This window comes from Flavobacterium lacustre (assembly GCF_027474525.2).
Lineage (GTDB): Bacteria > Bacteroidota > Bacteroidia > Flavobacteriales > Flavobacteriaceae > Flavobacterium > Flavobacterium lacustre.
In genome coordinates this window covers 3,003,509-3,018,448 of record NZ_CP114882.2, presented here as the reverse complement: position 1 = coordinate 3,018,448, position 14,940 = coordinate 3,003,509, and the positions used below count along the sequence as shown (strand labels likewise).

Sequence of the window (14,940 nt, the reverse complement as noted above, 5' to 3'; positions counted from 1 at the left end):
TAATTAATGGCCAATATAGCTACAAGTATAGAAAACCAAATAGTAAAACTTCGTAAAAGAGGTATGACTATAGATTCAGATGATGCTAAAATAACTGAAGTTTTATTAGATATTGGCTATTATCGTTTAGGGTTTTATTGGCATCCATTTGAGATTGATAGTGACCATAATTTCAAGGAAGGTACTAAGTTTTCAGATGTGTTAGATTTGTATTATCTCGATGTTGATTTAAGATATTTATTAATAAAACACATTAATAGATTAGAATTAAATTTCAGAACAAATTTAATTTATTGGGTTTCTATGCACTATGATAATAATTCAATATGGTATTCAGATCCTGATATTATGTCAGCTGATTATTTAAAAGATATTAAATCGCATTACAATAATAATTTTAAGACTAAAAATATTCAAATAAATAAGCATCACATAAAATACCCAAATGATATTTACGCCCCTTGTTGGAAAACATTTGAATATTATACCTTCGGTTCAATTGTAAAAATTTATGAACATATTTTAGATGATGTAGTCCGTAAAAAAGTGTCATTACAGTACAATATTAAAAAACCATATAAATTACAAAATTTTTTAGATACCTTGGTTTTTGTTCGAAATAGCTGCGCTCATAGTGGAGTAATTTTTGATTTACACATCGATGAAGGGATAGTAGAGCCGGAGGGTTATAAATTTAACAACAATTATAGTCATAGCCTTGATTCAGCTATAAAAGCATTATTGTATTTAATGGATAATATTTCTTCAGATAGGAAGAATGATTTAGAAACTAAATTACATAAAATATTAAGTAAATATGAGAATAACGCTATGATCAATGAAATTATTACAAATAAATTGGGTTACAGTTATGATAAATAATATTTATATTCTACATTTGTACTATAAAAGTGTCCTGCTCTTCATTTGCATTGGCGGTGCACTATAAAAAAATAAACAACCTCGGATACTATCTGAGGTTTTTTTTTACTCATATTTAAATTTATGAATAATTTTTTTTTTCTAGTATTTCTATTTGTATCAATTAACTTATCATTTAGCCAAACGACTTATAAAGCCAGAGTAGTTGGTGTAAAAGACGGCGATACAGTAGTGGTTTTGGACAGTTTAAACCATCAAACTACATTACGGTTAGCGGAAGTCGATTGTCCAGAAAAAAGTCAACCATTTGGTACAAAAGCAAAACAATTCACCTCAAATCAAATATATCGTAAAGAAATAAAATATGTTGTTACTGATATTGATAGATACGGTAGGTCGATAGCTATGATTTACTACGATGATAATAAATACCTTTCCGCTGAACTTATTAAAAACGGTTTAGCTTGGCACTACAAAAGATATTCTATATCAGAAGAGTTAGCAAACTTTGAAAACTCTGCAAGATTGCAAAAAGTAGGTTTATGGTATGATAAAAACCCAATGGAACCTTGGGAGTGGAGGAGGAAATAAAAAGGCTTATGAAATTCCTTTATTTCGTTCAAATGGCTTTACTTTATTTTCTAAATTTCAATTAAAAGTTAAAAAGAAATTTAGAAATATTAGAAAACTAATCAACATACAAAAAGTAAAAGTAAGGGATACTATTCTAAGTAACTTTCTTATTTTTATTGATGCTTTTTTAATGATTAATATTTAGACAGTAAAGTGATGATATTTAATCTTTATTAGAAGGACATATTTCATGGTTAAAATCAAACCATAATATTTTAAAATAGTTATAATCTCTTATGCCCCATACTCTTTGAGTTCCTGTCAATCTGATGCTAAATATTTCATCAATATCGTCAATGTTTAATTTTAATAATCTCAATTGTGCAGGTTTTATAATTTTCTTCACACTTACCCAATGATGTTTTGATTTACCAGATTTACCGAATTTTTCATTTTCTAATTCCCACCATTTTTTACTTTCAAAATCTTTTAACTTTGGATATAATTCATTCCAAAAGAAGTTCTTTTTAAATGAACTCAAAATATAAAGTAATTCTTCAAATTTAATGCTTTGTATAGTTTTAATTTTATTGAAGAAAGAAGTTAAATTAACAAAATCACTTGTGTTTAATTTATCAATAGCATTATAAAGTTCTTCACTATTATTTTGAGCTAAATACATTTGCATCTCTTCTTTTACAGCGTGAGAAAACTCAATTCTATCAATAACATGATTCCATCCATAATCAAAATCAAAGTCCATTAAACCAAATTGCCATGAAATATTTTGTTGCTTATAACTTTCAGGATTATTAGATATTTTTACCTTTTTTTCGGTAGAAGGGTTTAAGTTTCCAAACCTTACTTCTCTGTTTAATGCCATTACAAGGAACTATAATATTCGTATATTGCCTGATTACTAATAATGTTATTACCTCTTTCATTTGAATTCATACCTTGCCTAGCGTCAATCCAAGGAGATTCTAAATGTGTTAAGTCAATTAACCATTTTGTAGATTTATCTTTTAATGAATCAAGAACTTTATCGATAGTTTCTTTTTTGTTTCCTGATATTTTAGTAGCTTCTCCGTTATGGAATTTTTTCACTTCGAACATACCTTTATGTGCATTGTATAAAGTTGGCACAACAGGTCCATTAACCCATGCTTCAATTCTATCATTGAATAATGGGTTTTCGTCCCAAACTAAAGACCAAGCATTGCAATAATATATTAATTTTTGCAATCTCATAGTAGTTATTTGTCCTGTTTGTGATAAAATGTAATTTGCAATATCAAATACAGATGTGTTCATTTTCTAAATAAATATAAGGCAAATATACTTTTTTTTTGTCGATTAATAATATTTTTGTATAATCACTCAAAAATACTCACATAATTTAATTTCTTTTATTAATAATAAATAGCTTGTGGTTTATTAGTAGTTAACGATTTTATTTAAAATATCTTTCTCTCTTTTACATGCGAGTTTTTTATTTCAAAAGAGTTCAATTAGTCAAGCTTTTTGTATACTTGTTAAGTACGAAAAAACACATTTGTCTTTTATTTATTGTACTTTAAGTTCTCGGCTTTGTTTAGCCAAACGACTTTTACGGCTAGAGTAGTTGGTGTTACAGACGGTGATACAGTAGTGGTTTTTAGACAGTTTAAACAACCAAACAACTTTACGTTTAGTGAAATTGACTGTCCTGAAAATAGTCAGCCATTCGGCAATAAAGCAAAGCAATTTACTTCACAAGAAATATATCGTAAACAAATAAAATATAGTATAACTGATATTGACAGATATGGGCGTTCAATAGCTATGATATATTATGATGAAGTAATAAATACTTAACAGCAGAAATAATAAAAGCAGATATTGATTGGCAATATAAAAGGTATTTTACATCAAAAGAATTAACTTTATTTGAAGATAAGGCTAAAAAAACAAAATAGGTTTGTGGATAGATAATTATCCAACAGAATCATTTGAATGGTGAAAACAATAAATATTATCTCATTCATCTGCACAAAAATCGGTCCTGGTCCAAGTATTCCTAGCATCAATTTTTTGTTTGCTTCATTTCGTTAATAATTATTGAATTAATATAAATTAATTTAAAATAATCTCAATTGATATGGCACATTATATTTTTTACAGTATTTAATTCTAAATTCATTCCAATCATTACATTCAACCATTAAATCTATAGCTTGATTAATAAATTTCTCTAATTTCATTTTGGCTTCCCCAGTAAGATGTTGATGATGTTTGTATCTTCTTATGCCAGGCAAAATATATGGATTAATTATTCTTAAAATAGGTAATACTTCATTAGAAAATCTATAATAAATAATCTCATTTGTATATTTACCAACTTTCCATTTTTTTTGGGAAATAACACTACTATATGACCAAGCATTTAATCTGTAAATTTGTTTATAGTATTCTTGCTTAAATATTGATTTATAATCTGTTGGCTCTCTTAAAATTTGATCGTCTAGATGCTTTACTTTCCAAATATCTTCAATTGAAGATAGCAATAGTCTCTTTTCATTTTCTGCATCAAGTTCTTTGTCAGAAAACTTATCTTTAACTAAAGACTCTGTTTGTTCAAGTATAAATCTTTTTAACGATTCATTGTTTTTCGTTTCCTGTAATTGCTGTAACTTAAGTAATTCATCTTGTGTAATGATAGATTTCTTCATATTATTAGGAGTATATTGTGTTTCGTATTTTTTTTATGTGCTCAGTAAAGGATGTACCATTTTCAAAGTCATGTTGTAATTTAGATTTTAATTTTTTAATGTCGGGATTATGTTTTTTAGCTCTTCCCCATGCATATTTATCTGTTTTAGGTGCATCATAAGCATTAAAAACATATACAAAACTAGGATCTATATTATTTTTTAAAGCATAACTTCTAACAAGATTATCATTGTTTATAAATATTGAAGATTCGATAGTTTTGGACTTGGAGAACAAATATTCACGTGCAAAGTCATCCGCAGCTCTTTCTATTGGCGATATACTATCTAACCCTAATTCTTCTGATATATGTGGATCGGTATTTTTAATATCTTCCCAATCAAAAAGCACATGATAGAGCTCATGGATTAAACCAAACCACAAAGTAGGATAGAATCCAACATAATCAGTTAAAGCAATACATGGTTTGTCATTAATAGTAAAAGTTGCGCCTCTAACGTGAACTGATGGGAAAGAAGGTACAATAACAACTGTAATACCAATATTAAAAAGTTGTTTTATAACTTTAATCAAACCATTTTCAACATCCATTGATTGCCATCTTATGCTTGGAAAGTATTCAATCAATTTTTCTCTGTTGTAAATATTTGGATTTCTGAGCTCTATACATTTCTGCTCGGCTAGATATATCCAATTATTCAAACTACAATTACTTTTAGCACGTTTGCCTGCACTAAAAGCTATACTTATATTAGGTTCTTTGTATTCAAAAATTGACCTTAAACCAAAATAATTACAAATTGAATTATTGATTTCGGTGTAATCTGTTAACGTTTTTATAAGACCAACTTTACGTAATTCTGCTAAATCAAACTTTTCATTAATAAACTTTACTAGATCACCAGATATTACATCATTTAAACCAATTGCATGAACTTCTTGTATTTTTTCTAAGTATAAATTGACAACTTCATCTAATTGAATACCAAGAAAATTTGATAACTTAACAAGTTGCGTATAATCAATCATCTTCTGCTCACCGGTGATAATTCCATCTAAACTTCTAGCAGACATCCCCATAATGTTTAATGCTGTTGTTTTAGGTACTTCCAGACTTTCTAGTCTATTAACAAAAAGCTCACTTAATGATTCCTTTACCTTAATTGGTTTAGGATCAAAAAGTCTTTTTAATATGTCGTCGCTCTCGTGACTCTTGTGTTTCATAAGATGTATCAATGTTTATACAAAAATATACAATAAAACTATATAAAACAAGGATATATTCAAAAAAAATGTATCAATACAATCTTTTTTTTATTAAGTATAACTTTCTAATAAAAGTTACTTTCTTACTACTATTGTTTTTTATAATGATAATGATTGCAAAGTATAGGATGAAATAAAATGAATTCTAAAACAGTAATTATTACAGATAACTAAACATTATTAAAAAAAATAGGATCACTATTGCAGAAGTATTTTTACCCTCCCAAACCACAATTCTACCATCGCTGTAATTGTTTTATTCCTCAGCAATGAAAACTAGTAAGTCATTTTAAAGAATACGTGCAACATTGTAGTTCATCAATACAAACATCGATAAATTCATAAACATATTTCCATAACAACATTTCCGTTACAAAGCACACGGGCAATCAAGCGGTCTCTCTTTAGTCGTTCCCTTTGTTCCGTTCGGCTGTTCCAGTCGGTCAACCTTATATTTTCATAAGAACTTTTTCGAGAAATAGGCAATTTATTATTTCAATTCAATAGTTAGGTTTCCCTCCATTCCACAGTCACTTCACAGCCTAAAAAATAAGGCAGCCAAAAATAGGCAACCTTATTTTTTCTGCCGTTCGTTCCTCATCTTCACACGCTCTCTTCCTTCGTTCGGTCGGGCTGTTGCATCCACAATACCGCTTCATTACGCTACACTCCGCAGGCTACGTTTCACTACATTCCAGCAGTATCATGTCTGCAGCCCTCTATTTTTTCAGCGGTTGCTCCTTCGCACAGCCATCGGGGTTAGCTCCGTTCAGTAAAAACTTCACTTTGCCCTAAATCAAGGAACGCCAAAGGCTGTCTTATATTTTCTCCCCGCCGTTTCACGCTCATATCTGCTACGTTTCGCTCCGTTCCTACGCTCAACTCTCGCATTTATGGTAGCTGTTCGATTGCCGCAACACCGCCAACTGCGCTCCTCATACATTACGCTACAATTCCGCTATCGCTCCATTTTAGCTCCATTCCTTGCGGTACTTGGGGGTGTTTGATTGCCGATTCCACAAGAAACATCCCAAAAAAAACCACACAAGAAACATCCTGCTATAAAAAAAATAAATAAAAAGAAAGTAAAGGTAAGTTCCGGTTTCAAAAAGTAAAGTTCAAGCCCTCCGGGTTTTTGAAAAAATCTCCACCCTTACATTTCCAATTCAACATTTACTTATACGATGACGACTTCATTATATAAGAACAGTTGGGTAGTATTTTTTCAAAAAAACTTGACTCCTTTTGAAACCTCCACTGATATGACGACTTTCTTTTTTTTCTTTTTTTCTTTTAAAAATAATATGGTGCGGAGCGTAGCGACAGCATCATTCTAATTCCGAAACTATGCCAAATTTCATCGTCAAAACTCACAGAAAGGATGTTGTTTACTCAGGAAATCAAATTTATATCCTCAACAAAGGATTGAATAGTGGAAAGCCTCAGAAAGAACCATTTACAAATAGTTTTGTAATTATTTTTCAAAACGAAGAAGATGCCGAAACGGTTTATTGGTTAGCTTACAGCCTTTGGAAAGCTAAATTCTGGCATCAGTCGCTTTGCGGTTCTGTAATTCCATTTTTACGTCTTCCAGAATTCAAGAAAAACTTTAATCCAAAAGTTTCTGAAATGATTTTGGATTTTGAAATGCATCAAAAACAAGTAAACACATTGATGCTATTAGAACAAAAAGAGCAACATTTTCAAAAGAACTTAACTTTAATAACTGAATTGAAAAGAGCAATTTTACATAGTTATTATAAAAAATAACACAAGAGTTTGTTTAACCTTTATTCCGTGCTTATTTGCACTATTTCTCACATATAAGCCCCCATTATAGATAAATTGATGCAAATAAAAAAAGCCCTCTCAAGTGAAAGGGCTTAATTTGCAACATTGCAAACTTTGCAGTCTTGCAAAATGATGGTTTTTTTAGAAAGTCTCTTGGATCTTTAAAGCATTACCAGCATTGAATAGGTAATAATTGGAACCTACCATTTGATAAAACTCAATTCCGATACTTCCCAAAACAGCAACATTTATTGTCATTGTTGGCGCACCTGGTAAGGCTGCAGTAACATCGATCGATGGGGTTACGACATCGACCGGAGTATAATCCGAATAGGCAATGTTTGACATTTCATTTAAAACAGGCTCAGCAGGTTCGTATGCTCCAGTCGTAGGATTATAAACGGTATCTGAAACAATTGACAAAGCATTGATAATTCTAAAGTGTGTTGCACCTGATGGAATGTTTAAGAAATTAAGAGGATTAAACTCTGGAATACTTAATGTACTCTCGTTTCTATCTGCTGCAGCAGTTAATGTAAATGGAGCTCTAAAAATACCATTAAACGAAATGTTACGATTAAAATCTAGTCCTTTTAAATATTGTGGTTGTTGTGAAACCAAAACAGCTCTTTGCCCTCTGGCTTCGGAACCATCTTCAATATTAATTTTCTTCATAATGGCAGTAAGTCGTCCCGTTAGTTGACTATCGGACATTTGTTTCATCAATGCAGACAAACCAACTCTTAATGATTTACCCGCATTTGCACAAGCTGCAAATTCGCTCATGTTTTCACGAGTACGAATAAAGCCTGGTGCAGTTTTTACTTGTTCCGCAGTTGGTCCACCTTTAAGACCTGCAAAATACCCTTCGTTACCTTTGATTTTGAAGTGTCTAACTTCTCCTAGTGTGCCGACATATTTAATATGCCCTTTCTGTCTTGCCATGTTATATGTTGTTTATTTATAAATTAATTATTAAATTTACAACGTAAAACATTTATAATCAAGTTGTTAATTGATGCTAATTAAGGCATTATAATGCTAAAGAAACTATGACACGAAAAATTATTCTGAAAGTAAAAAGATTTGTTGATGGGGATGGACTTATTGCAGAAGATTACTATTCAAAAAGAGAATTTGAAATAAGATTATACGGTATAGACGCGCCAGAAATGAGTTATTGCGCTAAAATTAAAAAAGATGAAAAAGAATTACATCTTCCAGCTGCACTTTTAATTAAACTCGGATATATGTCGTTTGAATTTTTAAAAAGCAATCTGATAATAGGGGAGAGTTGTACTTTAATACAAGAAGAAAACAATCTTTCTGACAAATATGGAAGATTACTTGGGTATATCGTCCTGCATGACGATAGGGTATTGAATGAAATAATGATAAAAGAGGGGTTTGCGAAGCCGTATAACGATGTTTTTTGTGAAATGCTTCCAATGTATCAAGAATGGAATTTACAAGCTAAAATCGACTTAAAAGGTTTATATTCTATTGTAAATAAGTTTTGATAGTATATATAATGAATGTGGGCTAAATGTGGGCTAGAAGTAAAAATAAAAAACCCTAACGCCTTTGTTTACAAGGGTTAGGGTAAATTTCCTGCGGAGAAAGAGGGATTCGAACCCCCGGACCTGTTACAGTCAACAGTTTTCAAGACTGCCGCATTCGACCGCTCTGCCATTTCTCCAGTATGTCGCTTTCATTATCTGATTGCGAGTGCAAATATAAGAACCTTTTTTGGTTATGCAAATCTATTTTTAGAAAAAAAGCATCTATTTTTAGGTCTGTTTTTTAAATGTTTCATTCTCTATACTTTAGAAGGAACTTATTTTTGAAAAAAAATAAAAAATAAGTTTAATACTTTACGTATTCGGTTATTTCTAACCCATATCCAATCATCCCGACCCGTTTTGTTCCCTCGGTATTCGATACCAATCTTATTTTTGAGATATCAATATCATGTAATATTTGGGCACCGATTCCAAAATCTTTATTGTCGATAACAATTTTTGGAGCTTTCATTACGCCTTCACTTTGTAATAATTTGAGCTCAGTTATGCGGTTCAGTAAATTTACCGATTGCATATCTTGATTGATAAAAATAACAGCTCCTTTTCCTTCCTCATTGATGACTTTGAACATATCGTCGAGTTGTTGGTCTGCATTATTCGTCAATGTTCCTAATAAATCATTGTTGACTTGTGAGGAATTGATTCTGGTCAGAATTGATTCTCCTAAATTCCAAGTACCTTTTGTTAAAGCGATATGAATTTGTTTGTTGGTAGTTTGTTGGTATGCTCTTAATCTGAAAGTGCCAAAACGGGTTTCCAAATCAAAATCATCTTTTTTAACTATCAGACTGTCGTGTTGCATTCTGTAGGCAACCAATGCTTCAATAGAAACTAATTTTAAATCGAATTTTTTAGCCACTTTTACCAATTGTGGTAAGCGAGCCATCGAACCATCTTCGTTCATTATTTCAACAATCACTCCAGCTGATTTGAAGCCGGCTAATCTGGCAAAATCAATCGCAGCTTCGGTATGCCCGGTTCTTCGCAATACACCGCCTTGTTTTGCAATAAGAGGGAATATATGTCCTGGTCGTGCTAAATCATGTGGTTTGGTTTTGGCATCGACTAAAGATAAAATAGTTTTGGCCCTGTCAGCAGCAGATATTCCTGTAGTTACGCCATTTCCTCTTAAATCTACAGAAACCGTAAAAGCAGTTTCCATGGGGTCTGTATTGTTCGAAACCATTACATGTAATCCTAATTCTTTGCAACGGCTTTCGGTCAAAGGAGCACAAATTAAACCACGCCCGTGTGTAGCCATGAAATTAATCATTTCTGGTGTTACTTTTTCGGCTGCAGCCAAGAAATCGCCTTCATTCTCGCGATCTTCATCATCTACTACAATGATAATTTTTCCTTTTCGAATGTCTTCGATAGCTTCTTCAATCGTATTAAGATGTATTTTATTTGTAACCATTTGGTGTGTTAATTTTGAGATGGAAATATTTTTTTAAATATTTTTTGAAACGGAGCTAAAATGACATCCATATTAATCAATCCGATGTCGTTTGTAGCTCTATACGTTAATAAAATGGCGAGTGGCGTCAAAATAAACGAAGACATCCAAGCGCCCATAAACGGAGTTAATCCACTTTCCTGTGAAATTCTTTTTCCGAAAGTATTTATAAAGTGGAATGTTATAAAAATCAATACTGCAAATACAATAGGTAATCCCAGTCCGCCTTTTCTAATAATAGCTCCTAATGGTGCGCCAATGAAAAACATTAAAAAACAGGCAAAAGCAATCACAAATTTATCATACAATGCGGATAAATGTTTATTGATGTTTTTTTGTTTATTCTCTAATTCCGTTTTTGAGCTGTCTATTGAATAGGTTGTGCTGGTTACGTTACTACTTGCAATTTTTAAGACTTCTACTTTCTGTTTGTTATCAAACAAAGACAATATGTCTTTTGGAAAAGGATTTTTTTTCTTTTTCTTTTGTACTTGAATTTTTGTCTTTTTGATAGAATCTAGAACAGGGTTTCTGTACTTTTTAATAATAACCGGTTTGGCTATTATAGGTGTAGGTGGAGCAACGTGGAATTTAGTTTCTTTTGGGATTCCAATTCGTTGATTAATATTCTCTGAAAAAGAAATAATATCTGTTTTTAAGGTTTTATTCAGCGAATCTAAAGTGTAATTTAATTCGCTAACATTAAGCATTGTGTTGGTATTCGTTACGCTTTCGTCATTGATATCTACTTTATTCAACTCAGATAAATCAATATTGATGATGTCTTTTTTGAAGGAACTTTTCACAAAAGGCATTTTGTTTCTGTCTTCGTATTTTTTGGGAACGACATCTTCATAATAATTTCCGTCGTTTAATACTAATTGCAGAATGCTGGATTCTTTGCTACTGATTAGCTTTCCGTTTTTGGCTTTGATAACGGTTTTGCTTCCATCGCCAATATTCGATTTTTTGTGAATAGTAATACCGGTTAAGATGTTGCCATTTTCACCTGATTTCTTATTAACTTTAATATTGTAAAACCCAACATCACTAAACTGACCTTCGGCAATAGCGAGAGCCGGCTTTGCTTGTGCAATGTTTTTTCTGAAATTCACAAATTTATACTCTGCAAACGGAATCACATTATTGGCAAAAACGAAAGCAAGAATACTTAATAAAAGGATAAATACAATTAGCGGTTTCAGTGCTCTTTGCAACGATATTCCAGCAGATTTCATTGCGGCCAGTTCATAATTCTCGGATAAATCTCCAAAAGTCATGATAGAGGCCAATAGTACAGATAAGGGGAGGACCAATGGTATTATTCGAGGCATCGAAAACATTAAAAACTTAACCACCATCGATAAATCTAAATCTTTACCGGCAAGTTCCGCTATAAATAACCAAACGGTTTGAAGTATGAATATAAAAAAAAGGATTACAAATACCGTAGTAAATGTAATCAGGAATGTTTTAAGAATGTATCTGTCTAGAATTTTCACCTACGAATTAATCTAATTTATTGATGTAGTAATTTGGGTATTTACTTTCGACAAAGGTAAATTGATTTTTTGACAAAGGTTGATTGGTTTTAAAAGAATTAACGGTTAAAGTAGTTTTTGTTCCTTTTTTACCCATTTCAATCAAATTGTAGATGTGTTTTGTTTGCACGTCAATCCCTAATAAAACTTCTTTTCTTTGGTCTTTTGCACTTAATGGAACGAGTTTGATGTATTGAATTTTTCTACCTTTTATATCTTGTACAATATCCATAGTGTATTTGTACCCTGAATTAAAAAAGGTTAACATTTTTGAAGGGGTAATCGCATTATCGTCTTTTTCATTGACTTTAGAAATGGTAATTTCTTCATCTTCCGGTACAATAGTATAGGTTTTTTTTCCGTCAAAAATTTTGGTAACGCCCATAAAATTCAACATATATTGATTGCCTTTCATCGTTACGTTTCCTTTACTGTCCTGATTGATGTTTTCTTTGGCATTATTCAAAGAATATTTAAAATCAATAACAATACTGTTGTAACTTTTTACTTTTGCGGTTACTTGGTCTAAAAGATCTTTAGCTTTTTTATCTTGTGCTTGTATTGAAAAACTAAACAAAAGCACTGTGAGTAGAAAAACCAATTTTCCTATTGGGTTTAAATTGTTTTTTCCTGCTTTGCTGTTTTGAGAATAACGATTGAATTTCATGGTATTAATTGTTTTGTTCATTGTTGAAAAATTGATCAAGAGAACTCATGTCCAGAATGTTGACACTACGTGCTTTACTTCCTTCAAACGGACCAACAATTCCTGCCGATTCTAATTGGTCAATTAGTCTTCCGGCTCTGTTGTACCCCAATTTTAGTTTTCTTTGTAACAATGAAGCGGAGCCTTGTTGTGCATTTACAATAATCTCGGCAGCTTCTCTAAACAAAGTGTCTCTTTCGGAAATATCCATATCAAGATTAATGCCACTTTCCTCTCCAACAAACTCCGGAAGCAAATAAGCGGTTGCATATGCTTTTTGAGAACCAATAAATTCAGTAATTTTTTCCACTTCGGGAGTGTCTATAAAGGCACATTGTACCCGTACCACATCATTTCCGTTGGTATAAAGCATATCTCCACGACCAATTAATTGATCAGCTCCCTGAGTGTCCAAAATGGTACGAGAGTCAATTTTTGAAGTTACTCTAAAAGCTATTCTGGCTGGGAAATTGGCTTTGATTAAACCTGTAATTACATTGACCGAAGGTCTTTGTGTAGCTATAATCAAGTGAATTCCAATAGCTCGGGCTAATTGTGCTAAACGTGCAATGGGAACTTCCACTTCTTTTCCGGCAGTCATAATTAAATCGGCAAACTCATCAACCACCAAAACGATATATGGTAAAAATCGGTGTCCATTTTCAGGATTTAATTTTCTGGCTTTAAATTTATCGTTGTATTCTTTTATATTTCGAACCATCGCATCTTTCAATAACGAATAGCGATTGTCCATTTCCACACAAAGTGAATTCAAGGTGTTGACTACTTTTGCATTATCAGTTATAATGGCGTCGTCTAAATCAGGAAGTTTTGCGAGGTAGTGTCTTTCAATTTTATTAAACAGCGTAAGCTCCACTTTTTTAGGATCGACCAAAACAAACTTCACTTCGGCAGGATGTTTTTTATACAAAAGCGATGTTAAAACAGCATTTAAACCTACCGATTTTCCTTGTCCTGTTGCTCCAGCCATCAACAAGTGTGGCATTTTGGCTAAATCGACTACGAAGGTTTCATTTGAAATGGTTTTTCCAAGAGCGATTGGCAATTCCATTTCTGCTTCTTGAAATTTGGCTGAACCAATCACACTTTTCATAGAAACCATAGTTGGATTCTTATTTGGAACCTCAATACCAATCGTTCCTTTTCCTGGAATAGGCGCAATAATACGAATTCCCAAAGCCGAGAGTGATAACGCAATATCGTCTTCTAAACTCTTGATTTTCGAAATACGAATTCCCGCTTCCGGAACAATTTCATATAAGGTCACCGATGGCCCAACGGTTGCTTTGATTTGAGCAATTTCTATTTTGTAATTACGAAGTGTATCTACAATTTTATTTTTGTTTTCTTCTAATTCTTCTTGGTTGATAGTAATTCCACCCGTAGAATATTCCCGTAACAAGTCGATTGTCGGGTATTTATAATTCGATAAATCTAAAGTTGGATCAAATAAACCAAAATCAGCCACTAGGCGAGAAGCAAGGTTTTCCTCGATAATATCTTCTTCTTCGGCTTTTTCGATTACAAAAGATTCTGCAGGATTTGGCGCATTGAAAGGCGGAGGAGTTACCTCCATTGCAATAGGTTTCAAAACGGGATCCAAATTAATTTCGGAAGAATTGTTGATGGTTGGTTTTAATGCTTCTTTGTTAATTTCAAATTGCGAACCATTTGTTTTTAAATGAATTTCGTCTAATTCGTTCTCTTCTTCCGGAACTGCAAATTCTTCCAGATTGTAGTTGCTATCCTTTGTTTTGAAAGGATTTGCCCCTAAATCAGTTTTGATTTCTTTCTTGGTATTTTCAAAAAAAGATTGAATTTTTTCCGGTGAAATTTTAATTTTAAAAATTAAATAGATGATTAGACCAAATAATAAAATCAATAAAGTTCCTGTTTTTCCAATATAATCCTGTGAAAATAAATTCAATTCATAACCAATTGTTCCGCCTAATTCCGGAACTGATGTAGCGAAAAAACCAAATAAAACCGAAACTATAATCATGGCAAATAAATCCCAAAACCAGATGTTTTTCAGTTTTTTTAACGAAAGTTCCAAAACCATAAATAATCCGGTCAGGAAAAATAGTCTGACAAATATAAACGAAGCGACTCCAAAACCTTTATAAACAATCAAGTCAGATAAAAAAGCGCCAAATTTACCCAACCAATTTTGGACTGTTTCCGTTCTGTCTGTTACAGCGGCAACTGCACTTTGGTCGGTTTGACCGTAGATATAGAAAGAAATAAACGCTAATAATAAGGCAACAGAAAACAAGACCAGAAGACTTCCCAAAACAATTTTATGTTGCTTAGTTAGTTTCCAGGATCGGATTGTTTCATTCTTAGTATCGCTTTTTTTATCTAAAGCTGTTGATTTTGTTGTTTTAGCCATTCGTTATTTTAATAGTG

Annotated in this window: 14 protein-coding genes and 1 tRNA gene; 5 read left to right on the top strand and 10 right to left on the bottom strand. The window is 32.0% G+C overall.

Features of this window, described 5'->3' with window-relative positions; translation table 11 throughout:
- The first annotated feature begins 6 nt into the window (after nucleotides 1-6).
- Both O6P34_RS13090 and O6P34_RS13085 read left to right on the top strand, forming a co-directional pair.
- Entirely contained in the window at nucleotides 7-882 is an 876-nt protein-coding gene (locus tag O6P34_RS13090) for an Abi family protein (RefSeq protein WP_269684957.1), read from the top strand.
- A 123-nt stretch (nucleotides 883-1,005) separates the two neighbouring features.
- Nucleotides 1,006-1,473 (top strand): thermonuclease family protein, encoded by a 468-nt coding sequence (locus tag O6P34_RS13085; protein ID WP_269684956.1) that lies wholly within the window; start codon nucleotides 1,006-1,008, stop codon nucleotides 1,471-1,473.
- A gap of 205 nt (nucleotides 1,474-1,678) precedes the next feature.
- Here the strand turns inward: O6P34_RS13085 and O6P34_RS13080 are convergent, their stop codons facing one another.
- Complete coding sequence (locus tag O6P34_RS13080; RefSeq protein ID WP_269684955.1) at nucleotides 1,679-2,338, bottom strand: hypothetical protein; 660 nt, start codon at nucleotides 2,336-2,338, stop codon at nucleotides 1,679-1,681.
- Nucleotides 2,338-2,769 carry a Panacea domain-containing protein gene (locus O6P34_RS13075; protein WP_269684954.1) on the bottom strand — a complete coding sequence of 144 codons (432 nt, stop codon included), beginning with the start codon at nucleotides 2,767-2,769 and terminating at the stop codon, nucleotides 2,338-2,340. The genes O6P34_RS13080 and O6P34_RS13075 overlap by 1 nt, the downstream gene beginning before the upstream one ends.
- Nucleotides 2,770-3,045: 276 nt before the next feature.
- Between O6P34_RS13075 and O6P34_RS13070 the strand changes: the two genes are divergently transcribed.
- On the top strand, nucleotides 3,046-3,312 hold the full coding sequence (locus O6P34_RS13070) for a thermonuclease family protein (protein ID WP_269684953.1): 267 nt from the start codon (nucleotides 3,046-3,048) through the stop codon (nucleotides 3,310-3,312).
- A 263-nt stretch (nucleotides 3,313-3,575) separates the two neighbouring features.
- Here O6P34_RS13070 and O6P34_RS13065 read toward each other — a convergent pair whose 3' ends face one another.
- Both O6P34_RS13065 and O6P34_RS13060 read right to left on the bottom strand, forming a co-directional pair.
- Nucleotides 3,576-4,166 carry a P63C domain-containing protein gene (locus O6P34_RS13065; RefSeq protein ID WP_269684952.1) on the bottom strand — a complete coding sequence of 197 codons (591 nt, stop codon included), beginning with the start codon at nucleotides 4,164-4,166 and terminating at the stop codon, nucleotides 3,576-3,578.
- Between the two features lie 4 nt (nucleotides 4,167-4,170).
- Nucleotides 4,171-5,391: an ImmA/IrrE family metallo-endopeptidase gene (locus O6P34_RS13060; RefSeq protein WP_269684951.1), complete on the bottom strand. Its 1,221-nt coding sequence runs from the start codon at nucleotides 5,389-5,391 to the stop codon at nucleotides 4,171-4,173.
- A 1,389-nt stretch (nucleotides 5,392-6,780) separates the two neighbouring features.
- On the opposite strand from O6P34_RS13060, the gene O6P34_RS13055 reads away from it, so the two are divergent.
- Nucleotides 6,781-7,203 (top strand): DUF6943 family protein, encoded by a 423-nt coding sequence (locus O6P34_RS13055; RefSeq protein WP_269684950.1) that lies wholly within the window; start codon nucleotides 6,781-6,783, stop codon nucleotides 7,201-7,203.
- Nucleotides 7,204-7,365: 162 nt separating this feature from the next.
- On the opposite strand, the gene O6P34_RS13050 is transcribed toward O6P34_RS13055, so the two are convergent.
- Complete coding sequence (locus O6P34_RS13050) at nucleotides 7,366-8,169, bottom strand: hypothetical protein (protein ID WP_269684949.1); 804 nt, start codon at nucleotides 8,167-8,169, stop codon at nucleotides 7,366-7,368.
- Nucleotides 8,170-8,276: 107 nt separating this feature from the next.
- Between O6P34_RS13050 and O6P34_RS13045 the strand changes: the two genes are divergently transcribed.
- Complete coding sequence (locus O6P34_RS13045) at nucleotides 8,277-8,744, top strand: thermonuclease family protein (protein ID WP_269684948.1); 468 nt, start codon at nucleotides 8,277-8,279, stop codon at nucleotides 8,742-8,744.
- 94 nt (nucleotides 8,745-8,838) lie between these two features.
- Here O6P34_RS13045 and O6P34_RS13040 read toward each other — a convergent pair.
- The 5 genes from O6P34_RS13040 to O6P34_RS13020 all read right to left on the bottom strand — a co-directional run bounded on the left by O6P34_RS13040 (nucleotide 8,839) and on the right by O6P34_RS13020 (nucleotide 14,923).
- Nucleotides 8,839-8,923, bottom strand: a tRNA-Ser gene (locus tag O6P34_RS13040).
- A gap of 167 nt (nucleotides 8,924-9,090) precedes the next feature.
- Complete coding sequence (gene ribB, locus O6P34_RS13035) at nucleotides 9,091-10,224, bottom strand: 3,4-dihydroxy-2-butanone-4-phosphate synthase (protein ID WP_269684947.1); 1,134 nt, start codon at nucleotides 10,222-10,224, stop codon at nucleotides 9,091-9,093.
- Nucleotides 10,225-10,232: 8 nt separating this feature from the next.
- Nucleotides 10,233-11,765, bottom strand: a complete 1,533-nt coding sequence (locus O6P34_RS13030) for an LptF/LptG family permease (RefSeq protein WP_269684946.1) — start codon at nucleotides 11,763-11,765, stop codon at nucleotides 10,233-10,235.
- A gap of 7 nt (nucleotides 11,766-11,772) precedes the next feature.
- Nucleotides 11,773-12,492, bottom strand: a complete 720-nt coding sequence (lolA1, locus tag O6P34_RS13025; RefSeq protein WP_432419576.1) for an outer membrane lipoprotein periplasmic chaperone LolA1 — start codon at nucleotides 12,490-12,492, stop codon at nucleotides 11,773-11,775.
- Nucleotides 12,476-14,923, bottom strand: coding sequence for a DNA translocase FtsK (locus tag O6P34_RS13020; RefSeq protein ID WP_269684945.1), 2,448 nt, complete (start codon nucleotides 14,921-14,923; stop codon nucleotides 12,476-12,478). Before O6P34_RS13020 ends, lolA1 begins: the two co-directional genes overlap by 17 nt.
- Nucleotides 14,924-14,940 lie beyond the last annotated feature (17 nt).